Source organism: Sinorhizobium numidicum, from assembly GCF_029892045.1.
Lineage (GTDB): Bacteria > Pseudomonadota > Alphaproteobacteria > Rhizobiales > Rhizobiaceae > Sinorhizobium > Sinorhizobium numidicum.
The window spans coordinates 1,200,357-1,214,050 of record NZ_CP120368.1 but is presented as its reverse complement, the minus strand read 5'-3'; the positions used below and the strand labels follow the sequence as shown (position 1 = coordinate 1,214,050).

Here is a 13,694-nt window from a genome sequence, read left to right as displayed (position 1 = left end):
TCTGTCGCAAAGTGCGAAAATGCCCGACATCTGCTTGCTCAACATTGAATTTCAGGCATTTGGCATCAACACGTAAAGTCGCCGAAGCGGGTTATGTAGGGGAGCCCAAACGGCAGACAACCACACCGCTCGACGCCGGATCAGATCATTGCCATGCCACCGTTGACGTGGATGGTCTGACCGGTGACGTAACCCGCCTCGTTCGAAGCGAGGTAGGCGACCGCAGATGCGACTTCAGCGCCGGTTCCCATCCGCCGCATCGGGATGGCAGTCATGATGCCCTCCTTCTGCTTGTCATTGAGCTTGCCCGTCATCGCGCTTTCGATGAATCCCGGGGCAACGCAGTTGACGGTGACGTTGCGGGTGGCGATTTCCTGCGCGAGCGACTTGGAAAAGCCGATCATGCCGGCCTTCGAAGCGCAGTAGTTGGTCTGGCCCGGATTGCCGGTCACGCCGACAACGGAGGTGATGTTGACGATGCGGCCGAAACGGCGACGCATCATCGGATGGGTCAGTTCGCGGGTCAGGCGGAAAACCGCCGTCAGGTTGACCTCGAGGACGTTGTCCCAATCGTCATCGCTCATACGGACGAAAAGGCCATCCTTGGTAATGCCGGCGTTATTGACGAGGATATCGACTCCACCGAGTTCGGCCTCCGCCTTCTCGCCGAGCGCCTTGACTTCGGTACGGTCGGCCAGGTTTGCCGGAAAGAGCTTGACCCGCTCGCCAAGCGTGTTGGCAAGGGCCTCGAGCTTTTCGACGCGGGTCCCATGCAAGCCGACAACGGCGCCTTGAGCATGCAGCAGGCGGGCGATTTCCTCGCCGATACCACCGGATGCGCCGGTGACAAGAGCCTTGCGGCCGGAAAGATCGAACATGGATTTCTTCCTTATAACTGGGGCGCTCAGCCCAGAAGGGCGGCAAGCGCCGTGTCGATGTCGGCGGGCGTATTGACGGCAATGCCGTTGACAGTCTTGTCGATCCGCCGGGCAAGTCCCGTCAGCACCTTGCCCGAGCCAATTTCATAAAGAGTCGTCACATTGTTGCCGGCGAACCACTCGACCGTCTCGCGCCAACGCACTTGGCCGGTCACCTGCTCGACGAGTAATCTCGCGATTTCGCCAGCATCGCTGACGGGCGCGGCGAGGACGTTCGCAATGAGAGGCACCACCGGGTCGCGCTTTTCGACGTCGGAAAGCGCATCGCGCATGGCATCCGCCGCCGGCGCCATCAAAGAGGAATGGAACGGCGCCGAAACGGGAAGCATCAGCGCGCGCTTGGCCCCCTTCTCCGACGCGAGCGCGGCCGCCTTTTCTACCGCCTGCTTTTCGCCCGAGATCACTAATTGCCCGCCGCCATTGTCGTTGGCGATCTGGCATGGCCCAAGCGATGAAGCTTCACGGCAAACCGCTTCGACATCAGCGTGCTCCAGGCCGATAATGGCCGCCATGGCGCCTTTGCCCACGGGAACTGCCGCCTGCATCGCATTGCCGCGGATTCGCAGAAGCCGCGCCGTATCGGCAAGCGAAAACATTCCCGCTGCGCAGAGCGCCGAATACTCGCCAAGCGAATGACCGGCGACGAAGGAGACCTTGGTCTTCGGATCCAATCCCTTGGCCTCCAGGACGCGGATCACCGCCATGGAAACTGCCATCAGCGCCGGCTGGGCGTTCGCCGTCAGCGTCAGCGTTTCCTCCGGGCCGTTCCACATGATCTCGGAGAGCTTTTCACCGAGCGCCTCGTCGACCTCGGCAAAGACAGCCGCGGCTTCCGGGAAGGCATTCGCCAAATCCTTGCCCATACCGACAGCCTGACTGCCCTGACCGGGGAACGTGAATGCAATGCTCATGGAAGTGCCCCTTCCCTGGATCACGATCGACTCGGCGCGACCAAGACCGTCATGATCGATTCTCTTGTCCAGAACGAGGCGTGCGCGACATCCACGCTTTCCTGACCCCGCTTACGTTTTCCTCTCCATTCACATTCCTGGACGGTGAGTCAAGCGCACAGGCCGGGCTTTGCTGGTCGTCAGCAGGCTTTTACCCTTGATCTTCGCCAGTCAAAGCGTAAGTTTGCTCCCGCATTGTCGCCGCGCCCTCCCGACATCTTTTGGGCTGTGGCCTTTCACCTCATTCTCAGCGGTGCGCCTTTCCCTCCCGCCGGCGCGGATCCGCGATCACAAGGAGCGTCATCTCATGCGCTATAGCATGCTCGGCCACACCGGCATAAAAGTCTCGCAAATCTGCCTCGGCACGATGACCTGGGGTTCGCAGAATACGTTGACTGAGGCCCACGGGCAGCTCGACTACGCGTTCGAACACGGCGTCAATTTCATCGATACGGCCGAACTCTATCCGACTACACCGCTTTCGGCGGAAACCTACGGCAATACGGAACGCGTCATCGGCGACTGGTTGGCGGCGCGCGGCCGGCGCGATGATGTGGTGCTCGCAACCAAAGTCGCCGGCTCTGGCCGTCCTTACATCCGCAATGGCGGACCGATAACGCCGGAGAGCGTCGCCGAAGCCCTCGATGCCAGCCTCAAGCGGTTAAAGACCGATTACGTCGACCTCTATCAGATTCATTGGCCGAACCGCGGCCACTATCATTTCCGCAATGCATGGTCCTACGACCCGTCCAAACAGGACAAGGAGCAAGTCACCGCGGATCTGAAAGCGATTCTCGGCAAACTCGACGATCTCGTAAAGGCTGGCAAGATCCGCGCGATCGGGCTTTCGAACGATACCGCCTGGGGCACGATGAAGATGCTCAACCTTTCGGCGAGATACGGACTGCCGCGCGTCGCGACGATCCAGAACGAATACAACCTGCTTTATCGGACCTACGATCTCGATCTGGCGGAACTGTCCCATCACGAAGACGTGGGCCTACTCGCCTACTCGCCGCTCGCGGCCGGCCTTCTGAGCGGGAAGTATCTCGGCGGAGCGAAGCCTGCAGGTTCGCGTCTTTCGATCAACGGCGATCTCGGCGGCCGCTTCACGCCGCACCAGGAACCGGCTGTCGCCGCCTATGTCGCGCTGGCGCGGGAGCACGGCCTCGACCCGGCGCAAATGGCGCTTGCCTTCTGCCTGACCCGTCCTTTCATGGCCTCGGTCATCATCGGCGCGACTTCGATGGAGCAATTGAAGACCGACGTCGGCGCCGCTGAGGTCACGCTTTCCCAAGACGTGATGAACGGCATCCGACGTTTGCATCGGCTGTATCCGGCGCCGATCTGACCCGATCGGCGCGCCAGTTTGCGCGAAGTGGCCTTGGCGCCGAGAGCAGGCTCCGGATTATTGCGCAGCGATCTCCGGTTACACTTGCATTTCAGCGGAAAGTCCGTATAAGCGCGCTGTTCGAAACGCCCGGTCTTCTGGCTGGTGGCTGAACGGAGGGCTGGTTTCCGCTTCGGAAGCCGCTAGGAATGCAAGGTATTCCGGCCTCCCGTGTCTCCGCTCTCGACCGTCTCGATACAACACTTTCTTGCCGGCTGCAGTGCAGCTCATAGAACAGTCGTTGAGGCTTAGCCGCCGAGGTCCGGGCTGATTAACGCAAGAAAGGCAAGCCACAATGGCTCTTTATGAACATGTATTCCTGGCGCGGCAGGACATCACGCCGCAGCAGGTCGATGGCCTCGTCGAGCAGTACAAGGGCGTCATCGAAGCGAACGGCGGTAAGGTCGGTCGGGTCGAAAACTGGGGCCTGAAGTCCCTCACCTACCGCATCAAGAAGAACCGCAAGGCTCACTACGTTCTCATGGATATCGATGCTCCGGCACCGGCGGTCCACGAAGTCGAGCGCCAGATGCGCATCAACGAAGACATCCTCCGCTACATGACGATCGCCGTCGAGAAGCACGAGGAAGGCCCGTCTGCGATGATGCAGAAGCGTGATCGCGACGATCGCCCGCGCCGCGACGGCGACCGTCCGGACCGTGGTGGTTTCGGCGATCGTGGTCCGCGTCCGGACCGTGGCGACCGCGAAGACCGTCCGCGCCGCCCGCGCGAAGACCGCGCGTAACCCGAAGCTTAGGAGATAAAGACAATGGCTGAAGTTTCTTCCGCTCCGGTACGTCGCCCATTTCATCGCCGCCGCAAGACCTGCCCCTTCTCGGGTGCAAACGCTCCGCGGATCGACTATAAGGACGTCCGCCTCCTGCAGCGCTATATTTCCGAGCGCGGCAAGATCGTTCCGTCCCGTATCACGGCCGTTTCCCAGAAGAAGCAGCGCGAACTCGCTCAGGCGATCAAGCGTGCTCGCTTCCTCGGCCTGCTGCCCTACGTCGTATCGTAAGGCGAATTGACGTTCCGTTGGTCGCCTGACCCACGGAAGCCGACTCTGCGTCGAGGCGCTCCTTTCGGGTGAGCGCCTCGACCACTCCCTTCCGCGGTGGGCGCGGATCGGAACCGGCGCATGAACCGCGCCAAAATCCCATGTTGGGGCCTTTAGCCGACGGCAGCCCCTAACTGCGTTTGAAGCAGGACAGCGAACGTGCAGAACTGGACCAGGACATCGCTGCTTACCGGCGCGCTCGCCGGCATTACCGCCGCCCTCTTGTCGATGGGCGCGAACATGCAGTCGTCCCTGGCAATCGTCCTTTATGCCGCTTCCGCGCTGCCGATCCTGATTGCCGGGCTCGGCTGGGGCAACGCGGCCGCGATCACAGCGATTGTTGCTGCGGGAGCCGCGGCCGCCGCGCTGTCGTCCGCCTATTTCGCGCTGCTGATCCTGGTCGTGACCCTCGTTCCGGCCGGCTGGCTCAGCCATCTCGCCAATCTCGCACGCCCGGCCTCTGAGCTCGGCGGTCCGGAGGGCGCGCTCGCATGGTATCCGCTCTCCGACATCCTCAGCCATCTATCCGGGCTCGTTACGGTTGGAATGATCATCGTCGGCTACATCGTCGGATATGATTCCAGCGTTTCCGACCTGATGATCGACACGGTGATCGATGCGGTGAAGGCGCAGGAGCCGCTCTACAATCCGGATGCTGCCGCAGTCACCCAGATCAAATCGATGTTCATGCTTGCCTTGCCGCTCGTGCAGGGTGCGATCTGGGTGCTGATGCTGTTTTCAGCATATTATCTCGCGACCCGCATCGTGCAGATGTCCGGGAAATCGCTGCGCCCGCGCGAGGATATCCCCTCCGCGCTCAGGATGCACCGCAACGCCATCTTCGTCTTTCTTGCCGGCCTCATTCTCACCTTTGTCGGCGGAGCTCCGGCGGTAATCGGCGCTCTCATCTGCGGCACGTTCGGAGCGGGCTTCCTGCTCTCGGGCTTTGCCTCCTTCCATTTCCGCACGCGCGGCAAGTCGTGGCGGCTTCCCGTGCTGTGGATCGCATATCTGTCGGTGTTCGTCTTCACGATCCCGGCCGTCTTCTTCCTCCTGTCCGGATTAATCGACACGCGACGCACCATCGCGGTCACGCCGACAGGAAAAAACTGACCAACGAAACAACGCCAAACTGAAAGGAATCGAAAATGGAAGTCATTCTCCTCGAACGCATCGCCAAGCTCGGCCAGATGGGCGAAACCGTAAAGGTTCGCGACGGCTTTGCACGCAACTACCTGCTGCCGCTCGGCAAGGCTCTGCGCGCCAACGCCGCCAACAAGGCCCGTTTTGAATCCGAACGCTCAACGCTCGAAGCCCGCAATCTCGAGCGCAAGTCGGAAGCCCAGAAGATCGCGGAAAAGCTCGACGGCAAGTCCCTCGTCATCGTCCGCTCCGCGGGCGAAACGGGCCAGCTCTACGGCTCGGTTGCGGCTCGCGACATCGTCGACATGTTGGCTGCGGAAGGTTTCAACATCAACCGCAACCAGGTCGCCCTTAACCAGCCGATCAAGGCAATCGGCGTCCACAAGGTCACGCTGCACCTGCATGCGGAAGTCGATGTCGTCATCGAAGTCAACGTCGCCCGTTCGGCTGAGGAAGCCGAGCGCCAGGCCAAGGGCGAAAGCCTGACCTCGGCCGACGCGATCTACGGCGTCGACGAAGACGCCCTGAAGCCGGAAGACTTCTTCAATCCGGAAGTCGAATTCGAAACTGAAGAAGAATAAACCTCAAAGGCATACACGAAAAAGGCCCGGATCCTTGGATCCGGGCCTTTTTATTTGCAGCGAGCGGCGGCAGTGAAGCGCATCTACGCGCACACGCACGATGGTGATTCAGCGGCCTTGTCGACTTAGACGACGGTTGCGAAGGGACGTTTGAATGCGAATCAGGTACGTTGCCAGCACTCACGCCGTCAACCGCCACTGCCCGGCGATGGATATTTTTTCGGCGCCTCGACACTGCCCCTGTGAATCAGTCGAACAACGGGCAAAGGCAGTGGGTGGGGTTGCATGCTTCGGCACTGTTGCACGCTTACACTAGACTCGTGAGGGCGCAGAAAGCACACGGGATAGCTCAGAAGAATCACACGCGGAAACGGACAGACGATGAACGACGCAGCGCGCAAGCTCGCTCCCTTGGCCAAGGATCAGGCGGACCAGCACTATCGCGAAGCGCCAAATAACCTGGAAGCCGAACAGGCGCTGCTCGGCGCCATTCTCGTCAACAACGATGCCTTCTATCGCGTATCGGACTTCCTGAAACCGGTCCATCTTTTCGAGCCGCTGCACCGCCGCATCTTTGAGGTCGCGGGCGACATCATCCGCATGGGCAAAACCGCCAACCCGGTGACGATCAAGACCTTTCTCAAGGCCGATGAGAAGGTCGGTGACCTGACGGTGGCACAATACCTTGCTCGCCTCGCGGCGGAGGCCGTTTCGATCATCAATGCGGAAGATTATGGGCGCGCAATCTATGATCTTGCGCTGCGCCGTTCGTTGATCACCATCGGTGAGGACATGGTCAACATCGCTTATGACGCGCCGCTCGACATGCCGCCGCAGAGCCAGATCGAGGATGCCGAACGCCGCCTGTTCGAACTCGCCGAGACAGGGCGCTACGACGGCGGTTTCCAGTCGTTCAACGACGCGGTGGCGCTCGCTATCGATATGGCGGGCGCGGCTTTCGAGCGGGACGGCAGCCTCTCCGGCATCTCCACGGGCATCCACTCTCTCGATGCCCGGATGGGTGGCCTGCAGCGGTCGGACTTGATCGTTCTGGCTGGACGTCCCGGCATGGGTAAGACATCGCTCGCCACCAACATCGCCTACAATATCGCCGCTTCTTACGAGGGCGAGGTGCAGGCCGACGGATCGATGAAAGCGAAGAACGGTGGCGTGGTCGGTTTCTATTCGCTGGAAATGTCGTCGGAACAGCTCGCCACCCGTATCATTTCCGAGCAGACGGAAGTCTCGTCTTCGAAGATCCGTCGAGGCGATATTTCAGAAGCCGATTTCGAAAAGCTCGTGGCCTGCTCGCAGATGATGCAGAAGGTGCCGCTCTATATCGACCAGACCGGCGGCATCTCCATCGCGCAGCTTTCGGCCCGCGCCCGGCGCCTGAAGCGACAGCGGGGTCTGGACGTTCTGGTTGTCGACTATATCCAGCTAATGACCGGCTCGGGAAAATCCAGCGAGAATCGGGTGCAGGAAATAACGCAAATCACCACCGGCCTGAAGGCACTCGGCAAGGAACTCAACGTGCCGATCATTGCGCTGTCACAGCTTTCGCGTCAGGTGGAAAGCCGCGAAGACAAGCGGCCGCAGCTCTCGGATCTCCGCGAATCGGGCTCGATCGAGCAGGACGCCGACGTGGTGCTCTTCGTATTCCGTGAGGAATACTACGTGAAGAACATGGAGCCGCGCGACGAGTTCGACCCGAAATACGAAGAGTGGAAGATGAAAATGGAACAGGTGAAGGGCACGGCCGATGTGATCATCGCCAAGCAGCGCCACGGGCCGACCGGCACCGTGAAGCTCGCCTTCCAGTCGGAATTCACGCGCTTCACCGACCTCGCCGATCCGTCGTTCACACAGTACGAGCACTGAGCCGGACAGAAGAAAGTTGCTCTTCATCCGGCCTGCCGGCCACCTTCTCCCAGCAATCGGGGCGAAGGAGACTCGCGGCAAACTGCGAATCCATGCCCGCATTCACCCCGGGAGCAGTGGCAACGTTCATGCTCCGATCAGTGCCCTGGCGATCGCCACCACAAATACGCCTGCCGCAACGGCGGCAAGCAGCGGCAGTCTAGTCGCGGCGAGCGCCGTCGCTAATGCAGCAAGCGACTCGGCCGGTCCGGTGGCGAGTGCGGTCGGCGCGATGACGGCCATCAGCACGGCCGGCGGAATAGCCTCCAATGCGCGCTTCTGCTGCGGCCCGATGGCGACGAAGCGGATGAGCACGAGTCCCGCGACGCGCGTCAGCACCGTGGCCGTGGCCATCGCCATGATCGCGAGGAAGGCATTGGGATCGAGCGTCATGCGCAGGCCTCGCGGCGCCAGCCCGTCAGCAGGGTCGCAACGACTCCGGCGGCGGCCCCGGCTGCGATGTACCAGACGCCAGGCAGAAGCTGATGCACGACCACCGCGGCCGTTGCGCTCGCGCCAAGCACGGCGCCGTTCTCCCGTCCCTTCCAGAAGCCCATCACCAGCACGATGAAGACGGCCGGAAAGGCAAAATCGAGTCCAATCGCTTTCGGGTCACCGAGGAAGGCGCCGACGATTGAGCCGGCAAGGCTTGCCAGCACCCAGACGAAATAGAACGGCACAGCAAGCCCTGCGTACCAGGCCGGAGACAGCCGTGTCCGAGCCGCGCGAAATTCGGCCATCGCCCAGATCTCGTCGGCGAGGAGCAGCATCGCGGCGTATTTTGCTGGACCGGAGAATGCCGGCATCTTTGTGCCGATCGAGGCGCTCATCAACACATGGCGGATATTCACTAGCAGAGCCGAAAAACCAAGCGCCACCCACGACGCCGGATGAGACCAGATATCCATAGCCACGAATTGGGAACCGCCGGCAAAGACCAGCGCGCTCATCAGCGTTACTTCGAGACTGGATAGGCCCTTGCTTGCCGCGACGGCCCCGAAGACGAGCCCGATCGGCATCACGGCGACGATGAGCGGGGCCATGGCTCTGACACCGCCGGAAAACTCTTGAAAGATCTCTGCCCTCTTCACGTCCACGACCTCCGTTTTTTTACTTACGGAGTGCTGATAGGCGACGGCGGCGCCCAGGTCTTGAACGAAAGTGATCAGCCTGCCCGGAAGGCGCCCGGACTGACGCCGGTTCTCGCCTTGAAGTGACGGCTGAAGTGAGCCTGATCCGCGAAGCCGCAATGATAGGCTACGTCGACCGCGGACCAGCCTTGACGAAGCAGCGTCTTTGCCTCACGCACGCGCTTGTCCGTGAGGAAGGCATGCGGCGTGATATGGAATTCCTTCCGGAAAGCGCGGATCAGATGCGCACGGCTGAGGCCAGCCACTTTCGCGAGCTCGTCGAGACCGATGTCGCTTGCGTAGTTGGCGACGAGATAGTCCCGGGCGCGATGAACGGCGGAGGGCTCCCGCGTCTCCACGGGAAGGATGATGGCGCTGCCGTGCCGCTGGAACATCCGTGCCAGGAAGCTGAACATCCCTTCATCGGCCTCCAGCGCGCCGGCCTTTGCATCGAGCGCCCGGTGCGCACGGTGAAACGCGGCGGCAAGCTCCGGATCCCTCAGCAGAAGCCGCGAGAAACAGGGCGTCCCGCGGAAAGGACGGCCGGTCACGTCCTCGAGCACCTCCACCAGCAGCTCGACGGATGGATAGATCATCCGGTAGCGATAGCCGTCGAGGCCCGGATGGCCATCGTGAATCTCGTCCGGGTTGATGAGATAGAGATCCCCCGGCCCTGTCTGTGAGCGCTCGCCCTTGATGGTGCTGATCTGCGAGCCCGCCTCGATGGCGCCGATACTGAACGTGTCATGTGCGTGTGGCGCAAACTCGTGGGTGATGAAGGTTGCACTCAGGCACTCCATGCCCTTGAACCGAGCGTCCCGCCAGAAGCGGGTCTGCTCGGTCCCCTTAAGCGGCATGGCCTCGATAGCCTGTTCCTGAGAGATCGTGTGCATTGATCAAATCCTACCTACAGCGCGGCCGCTCGTCTTGAACAAAAGTGCTCGGCACATTCGGAGTAGGCAGACCAGCGTCTTCACCAAGGCGGTTTGCGGCTCTCGACGCTTGGATGTATTGCTGCGGTATCGCCCACGAAGAGCTCCCGCTATGCACAGCCCCGAATTTCTCGCCGCCTCCAACCGGCTCATCATTGATCTCTCCGCGCTGGCCGACAATTGGCGGACGATGGACGAGCGCTCGGGCAAGGCTCGTGCCGCCGCCGTTCTCAAGGCCAACGCCTACGGGCTTGGCGTCGCCCATGCGGCACCTCCCCTTTACGCGGCAGGCGCGCGCGATTTCTTCGTGGCCACTGCAGAGGAAGGCGTCGAGCTCCGCCCGCTCGTGCCGGACGGGCGTATCTATATTCTTGCCGGCATGTGGCCGGGCAACGAGGAACTCTTCTTCGCCAACGACCTCGTGCCGATCATCAATTCGGAGGAACAACTCGCCGTCTTCATGGCAGCGCTTTCGGAGCGGGGCGATCATCCTTGCGTGCTTCACGTCGACACGGGCATGAACCGGCTCGGGCTGTCGGTCGAGGAGGCGGTTGCGCTAGCCCACGACCCGGCGCGGCCGGCAAGCTTCTCGCCTGTACTGATCATGAGCCATCTCGCCTGCGCCGACGATCCGAAGCACCCGACGAATCATTATCAGCTTCAACGCTTCCGGGAAGCGACCGCCGCCTTCGAAGATGTGCCTGCAAGCCTGGCGAACTCCGGCGGCGTTTTTCTTGGCAAGGAATACCATTTCGATCTTACACGCCCCGGCATTGCGGTCTATGGCGGCGAAGCCGTGAACGGCGCCATTAACCCGATGAAGCCGGTCGTTACCGCCGAAGCGCGTATCCTGCAGGTGCGCACGGTTCCTTCCGGTGGCACCGCGAGCTATGGCGCATCGGCACGCTTCATCCGTGACAGCCGCATAGCAACCGTGGCGATCGGCTATGCCGACGGCTACCACCGTTCTCTTTCGGGCGGCGGCGTTACACTCAGGCAGGCGATGCCTTCCGGCGCCTTCGGGTTCCTGCACGGCAGGAGGGTGCCGCATGTCGGCCGGGTCACGATGGACCTCAGCCTCTTCGATGTCACCGACCTGCCGGAAAAGGCTGTCCGCGCAGGCGACTATATCGAGCTCTTCGGCCGGAACGTCGCAATCGACGACGTGGCGCGTGCCGGCGGCACGATCGGCTACGAACTGCTGACGAGCCTCGGGCATCGTTATCACCGGAGCTATATCGGCGGCGCTTGAGAGCCGCGCCTCGCCCTGCGAAAGACGGCCGCCGAAAATCACCCTTTCAACCCGCGTTTCGCGGCATTATGTGACGGCTCATGATGATTCTCTGGCGTCGACCGACGCTGATCGCTGCCTAAATATTCGAAAGCTAGTCCCGATGGCGAAAGCCCGCACCCAATTCATCTGCCAGAATTGCGGCACCGTCCACTCCCGCTGGGCGGGCAAGTGCGAAGGCTGCGGCGAGTGGAATACGATCATTGAAGATGATCCGACGGCCGGCATCGGCGGCGGCCCGTCGCGCGCGCCTAAGAAGGGGCGGCCGGTGGCGCTCACCACCCTCTCCGGCGACATCGAGGATGCACCGCGTATCGAGACGGGCATATCCGAGCTCGACCGCGTGACCGGCGGCGGTTTCGTGCGCGGCTCGGCGCTGCTTGTCGGCGGCGATCCCGGCATCGGCAAATCGACCGTGCTGATGCAGGCGGCGGCAGCACTTTCCCGCCGCAAGCATCGCGTGATCTACGTGTCGGGCGAAGAGGCCGTCGCTCAGGTGCGATTGCGCGCCCAGCGGCTCGGTGCCGCCGACAGCGACGTGCTTCTTGCCGCGGAAACGAATGTCGAGGACATCCTGGCGACGCTTTCCGAAGGCAAGCGACCGGACCTTGTCATCATCGATTCGATCCAGACGCTCTGGAGCGATATCGTCGATTCCGCACCCGGGACAGTGACGCAGGTCCGCACCGGGGTGCAGGCGATGATCCGCTTCGCCAAGCAGACGGGCACGGCGGTCGTTCTTGTCGGCCACGTCACCAAGGAAGGCCAGATCGCCGGCCCCCGCGTCGTCGAGCACATGGTCGATGCCGTGCTCTACTTCGAGGGAGACCGCGGCCATCACTACCGCATCCTGAGAACGGTGAAGAACCGATTCGGACCGACCGACGAGATCGGCGTGTTCGAGATGTCGGACCAAGGCTTGCGCGAGGTTGCCAATCCGTCGGAACTGTTTCTCGGAGAGCGCAACGAAAAATCGCCAGGCGCGGCCGTCTTTGCCGGAATGGAAGGCACACGGCCGGTGCTGGTCGAGGTGCAGGCGCTCGTCGCGCCGACGTCGCTCGGCACACCGCGCCGTGCCGTCGTCGGCTGGGATTCGGCGCGGCTCTCGATGATCCTCGCCGTACTTGAAGCTCATTGCGGCGTTCGTCTCGGCCAGCACGACGTCTATCTCAATGTCGCCGGAGGGTACCGCATTTCCGAACCGGCGGCTGATCTGGCAGTCGCTTCCGCACTGGTTTCGTCGCTCGCCGGGCTTGCCCTTCCGGCCGATTGCGTCTATTTCGGCGAAGTCAGCTTGTCGGGCGCCGTCCGGCCGGTTGCGCATACCGCTCAACGTCTCAAGGAAGCCGAGAAGCTCGGTTTCTCCCAGGCCGTATTGCCGTCTGCATCGACCGAGCTGCCGAAGAACGGCAACGGCCGGTGGAGCGAGATGGAGAGCCTGCCCGATCTGGTGGCGCGCATTGCGGGATCGCGGCGCGCACTGCAGCGGGCGGAGGACGAGGACTGATAGATTTGGCCACGACCGAAGCGCCTCGAAGCAGTGCGGTTTGGCGACGGTCGTGGAAAGGTCTTCTAAGCGCAAGCGCACAAGGCCGGCGGCAGGTAAGCTTGGTAAGACCCGAGTCAAGACGGGGTCGGAGTAAGGACAACATGCCCATCACAATTCTCGACGGTATCGTTCTCGGCGTTGCATTATTTTCAGCGGTCCTCGCCATGGTTCGCGGGTTCTCGCGCGAGGTTCTGTCGGTGGCAAGCTGGGTCGGCGCGGCGGCTGCAGCCTATTTCCTCTATCCCTACCTGCTGCCCTATGCCAAGCAATACACCAACAGCGACACGGTCGCGATGATCGGATCGGCTGCCGTCGTGTTCCTGATCGCGCTGATCATTATCTCCTTTATCACCATGCGGATTGCCGATTTCATCATCGACAGCCGTATCGGCGCGCTCGACCGGACGCTCGGCTTTCTCTTCGGCGCCGCGCGCGGCATCCTTCTGGTCGTCGTCGCCATGCTGTTCTTCAACTGGCTGGTGGCGCCGCCGCAGCAGCCCATCTGGGTTACCCAGGCGAAATCAAAGCCGCTGCTCGACAATCTCGGCAACAAGCTGATCGCGCTCCTGCCCGAAGAGGCAGACGCCACCATTCTTGATCGCCTGCGCGGCAAAGACACGACAGGCGAAGGAGAAGGCGAAACTCCGCCAGCGGCTCCGGAACAGGCGCCCGGCGAGGAAACGCCGGCAACGAACGGCTGAAGCACGATTAAATTTGCAACAAAGCCCGCTGTGCGGGCTTTGTCCATTTGGGGAATAACGCTTGCCAAGGTTTTCGGCTAAGATTGCTTGAAGACGGGCAGCCTGATCACGA

The 13,694-nt window shown here is 61.9% G+C and carries 14 protein-coding genes; 9 read left to right on the top strand and 5 right to left on the bottom strand.

From position 1 onward, the window contains the following. Nucleotides 1-140 precede the first annotated feature (140 nt). Nucleotides 141-878: a 3-oxoacyl-[acyl-carrier-protein] reductase gene (gene fabG, locus PYH37_RS16905; RefSeq protein ID WP_280732636.1), complete on the bottom strand. Its 738-nt coding sequence runs from the start codon at nucleotides 876-878 to the stop codon at nucleotides 141-143. Nucleotides 879-904: 26 nt separating this feature from the next. Beyond that, entirely contained in the window at nucleotides 905-1,849 is a 945-nt protein-coding gene (gene fabD, locus PYH37_RS16900; RefSeq protein ID WP_280732635.1) for an ACP S-malonyltransferase, read from the bottom strand. Nucleotides 1,850-2,195: 346 nt separating this feature from the next. Here fabD and PYH37_RS16895 point away from each other — a divergent pair, with 346 nt between their 5' ends. The 6 genes from PYH37_RS16895 (at nucleotide 2,196) to PYH37_RS16870 (ending at nucleotide 7,940) form a co-directional block, all read left to right on the top strand. Continuing rightward, nucleotides 2,196-3,239 carry an aldo/keto reductase gene (locus tag PYH37_RS16895; protein WP_280732634.1) on the top strand — a complete coding sequence of 348 codons (1,044 nt, stop codon included), beginning with the start codon at nucleotides 2,196-2,198 and terminating at the stop codon, nucleotides 3,237-3,239. 334 nt (nucleotides 3,240-3,573) lie between these two features. Next, nucleotides 3,574-4,023 (top strand): 30S ribosomal protein S6, encoded by a 450-nt coding sequence (rpsF, locus tag PYH37_RS16890; protein WP_280732633.1) that lies wholly within the window; start codon nucleotides 3,574-3,576, stop codon nucleotides 4,021-4,023. Nucleotides 4,024-4,047: 24 nt separating this feature from the next. After that, complete coding sequence (rpsR, locus tag PYH37_RS16885) at nucleotides 4,048-4,296, top strand: 30S ribosomal protein S18 (RefSeq protein WP_012707461.1); 249 nt, start codon at nucleotides 4,048-4,050, stop codon at nucleotides 4,294-4,296. 198 nt (nucleotides 4,297-4,494) lie between these two features. Continuing rightward, nucleotides 4,495-5,448, top strand: a complete 954-nt coding sequence (locus tag PYH37_RS16880) for a YybS family protein (RefSeq protein ID WP_280732632.1) — start codon at nucleotides 4,495-4,497, stop codon at nucleotides 5,446-5,448. 35 nt (nucleotides 5,449-5,483) lie between these two features. Next, a complete protein-coding gene (rplI, locus tag PYH37_RS16875) occupies nucleotides 5,484-6,059 on the top strand; it encodes a 50S ribosomal protein L9 (protein WP_280732631.1) in 576 nt (191 codons plus the stop codon). Nucleotides 6,060-6,440: 381 nt separating this feature from the next. Then, nucleotides 6,441-7,940 (top strand): replicative DNA helicase, encoded by a 1,500-nt coding sequence (locus tag PYH37_RS16870; RefSeq protein WP_280732630.1) that lies wholly within the window; start codon nucleotides 6,441-6,443, stop codon nucleotides 7,938-7,940. Nucleotides 7,941-8,066: 126 nt separating this feature from the next. Here PYH37_RS16870 and PYH37_RS16865 read toward each other — a convergent pair whose 3' ends face one another. The 3 genes from PYH37_RS16865 to PYH37_RS16855 form a co-directional block, all read right to left on the bottom strand. Further along, nucleotides 8,067-8,372, bottom strand: coding sequence for an AzlD family protein (locus PYH37_RS16865; protein WP_280732629.1), 306 nt, complete (start codon nucleotides 8,370-8,372; stop codon nucleotides 8,067-8,069). After that, on the bottom strand, nucleotides 8,369-9,022 hold the full coding sequence (locus tag PYH37_RS16860) for an AzlC family ABC transporter permease (RefSeq protein WP_280736074.1): 654 nt from the start codon (nucleotides 9,020-9,022) through the stop codon (nucleotides 8,369-8,371). Before PYH37_RS16860 ends, PYH37_RS16865 begins: the two co-directional genes overlap by 4 nt. Nucleotides 9,023-9,144: 122 nt before the next feature. Continuing rightward, complete coding sequence (locus PYH37_RS16855) at nucleotides 9,145-10,002, bottom strand: AraC family transcriptional regulator (RefSeq protein WP_280732628.1); 858 nt, start codon at nucleotides 10,000-10,002, stop codon at nucleotides 9,145-9,147. A gap of 151 nt (nucleotides 10,003-10,153) precedes the next feature. Here PYH37_RS16855 and alr point away from each other — a divergent pair, with 151 nt between their 5' ends. From alr to PYH37_RS16840, 3 genes are all read left to right on the top strand, one after another. After that, entirely contained in the window at nucleotides 10,154-11,293 is a 1,140-nt protein-coding gene (alr, locus tag PYH37_RS16850; protein ID WP_280732627.1) for an alanine racemase, read from the top strand. Nucleotides 11,294-11,435: 142 nt separating this feature from the next. After that, nucleotides 11,436-12,839, top strand: a complete 1,404-nt coding sequence (radA, locus tag PYH37_RS16845) for a DNA repair protein RadA (RefSeq protein WP_280732626.1) — start codon at nucleotides 11,436-11,438, stop codon at nucleotides 12,837-12,839. Nucleotides 12,840-12,982: 143 nt separating this feature from the next. Next, complete coding sequence (locus PYH37_RS16840; RefSeq protein ID WP_280732625.1) at nucleotides 12,983-13,582, top strand: CvpA family protein; 600 nt, start codon at nucleotides 12,983-12,985, stop codon at nucleotides 13,580-13,582. Nucleotides 13,583-13,694: the final 112 nt, after the last annotated feature.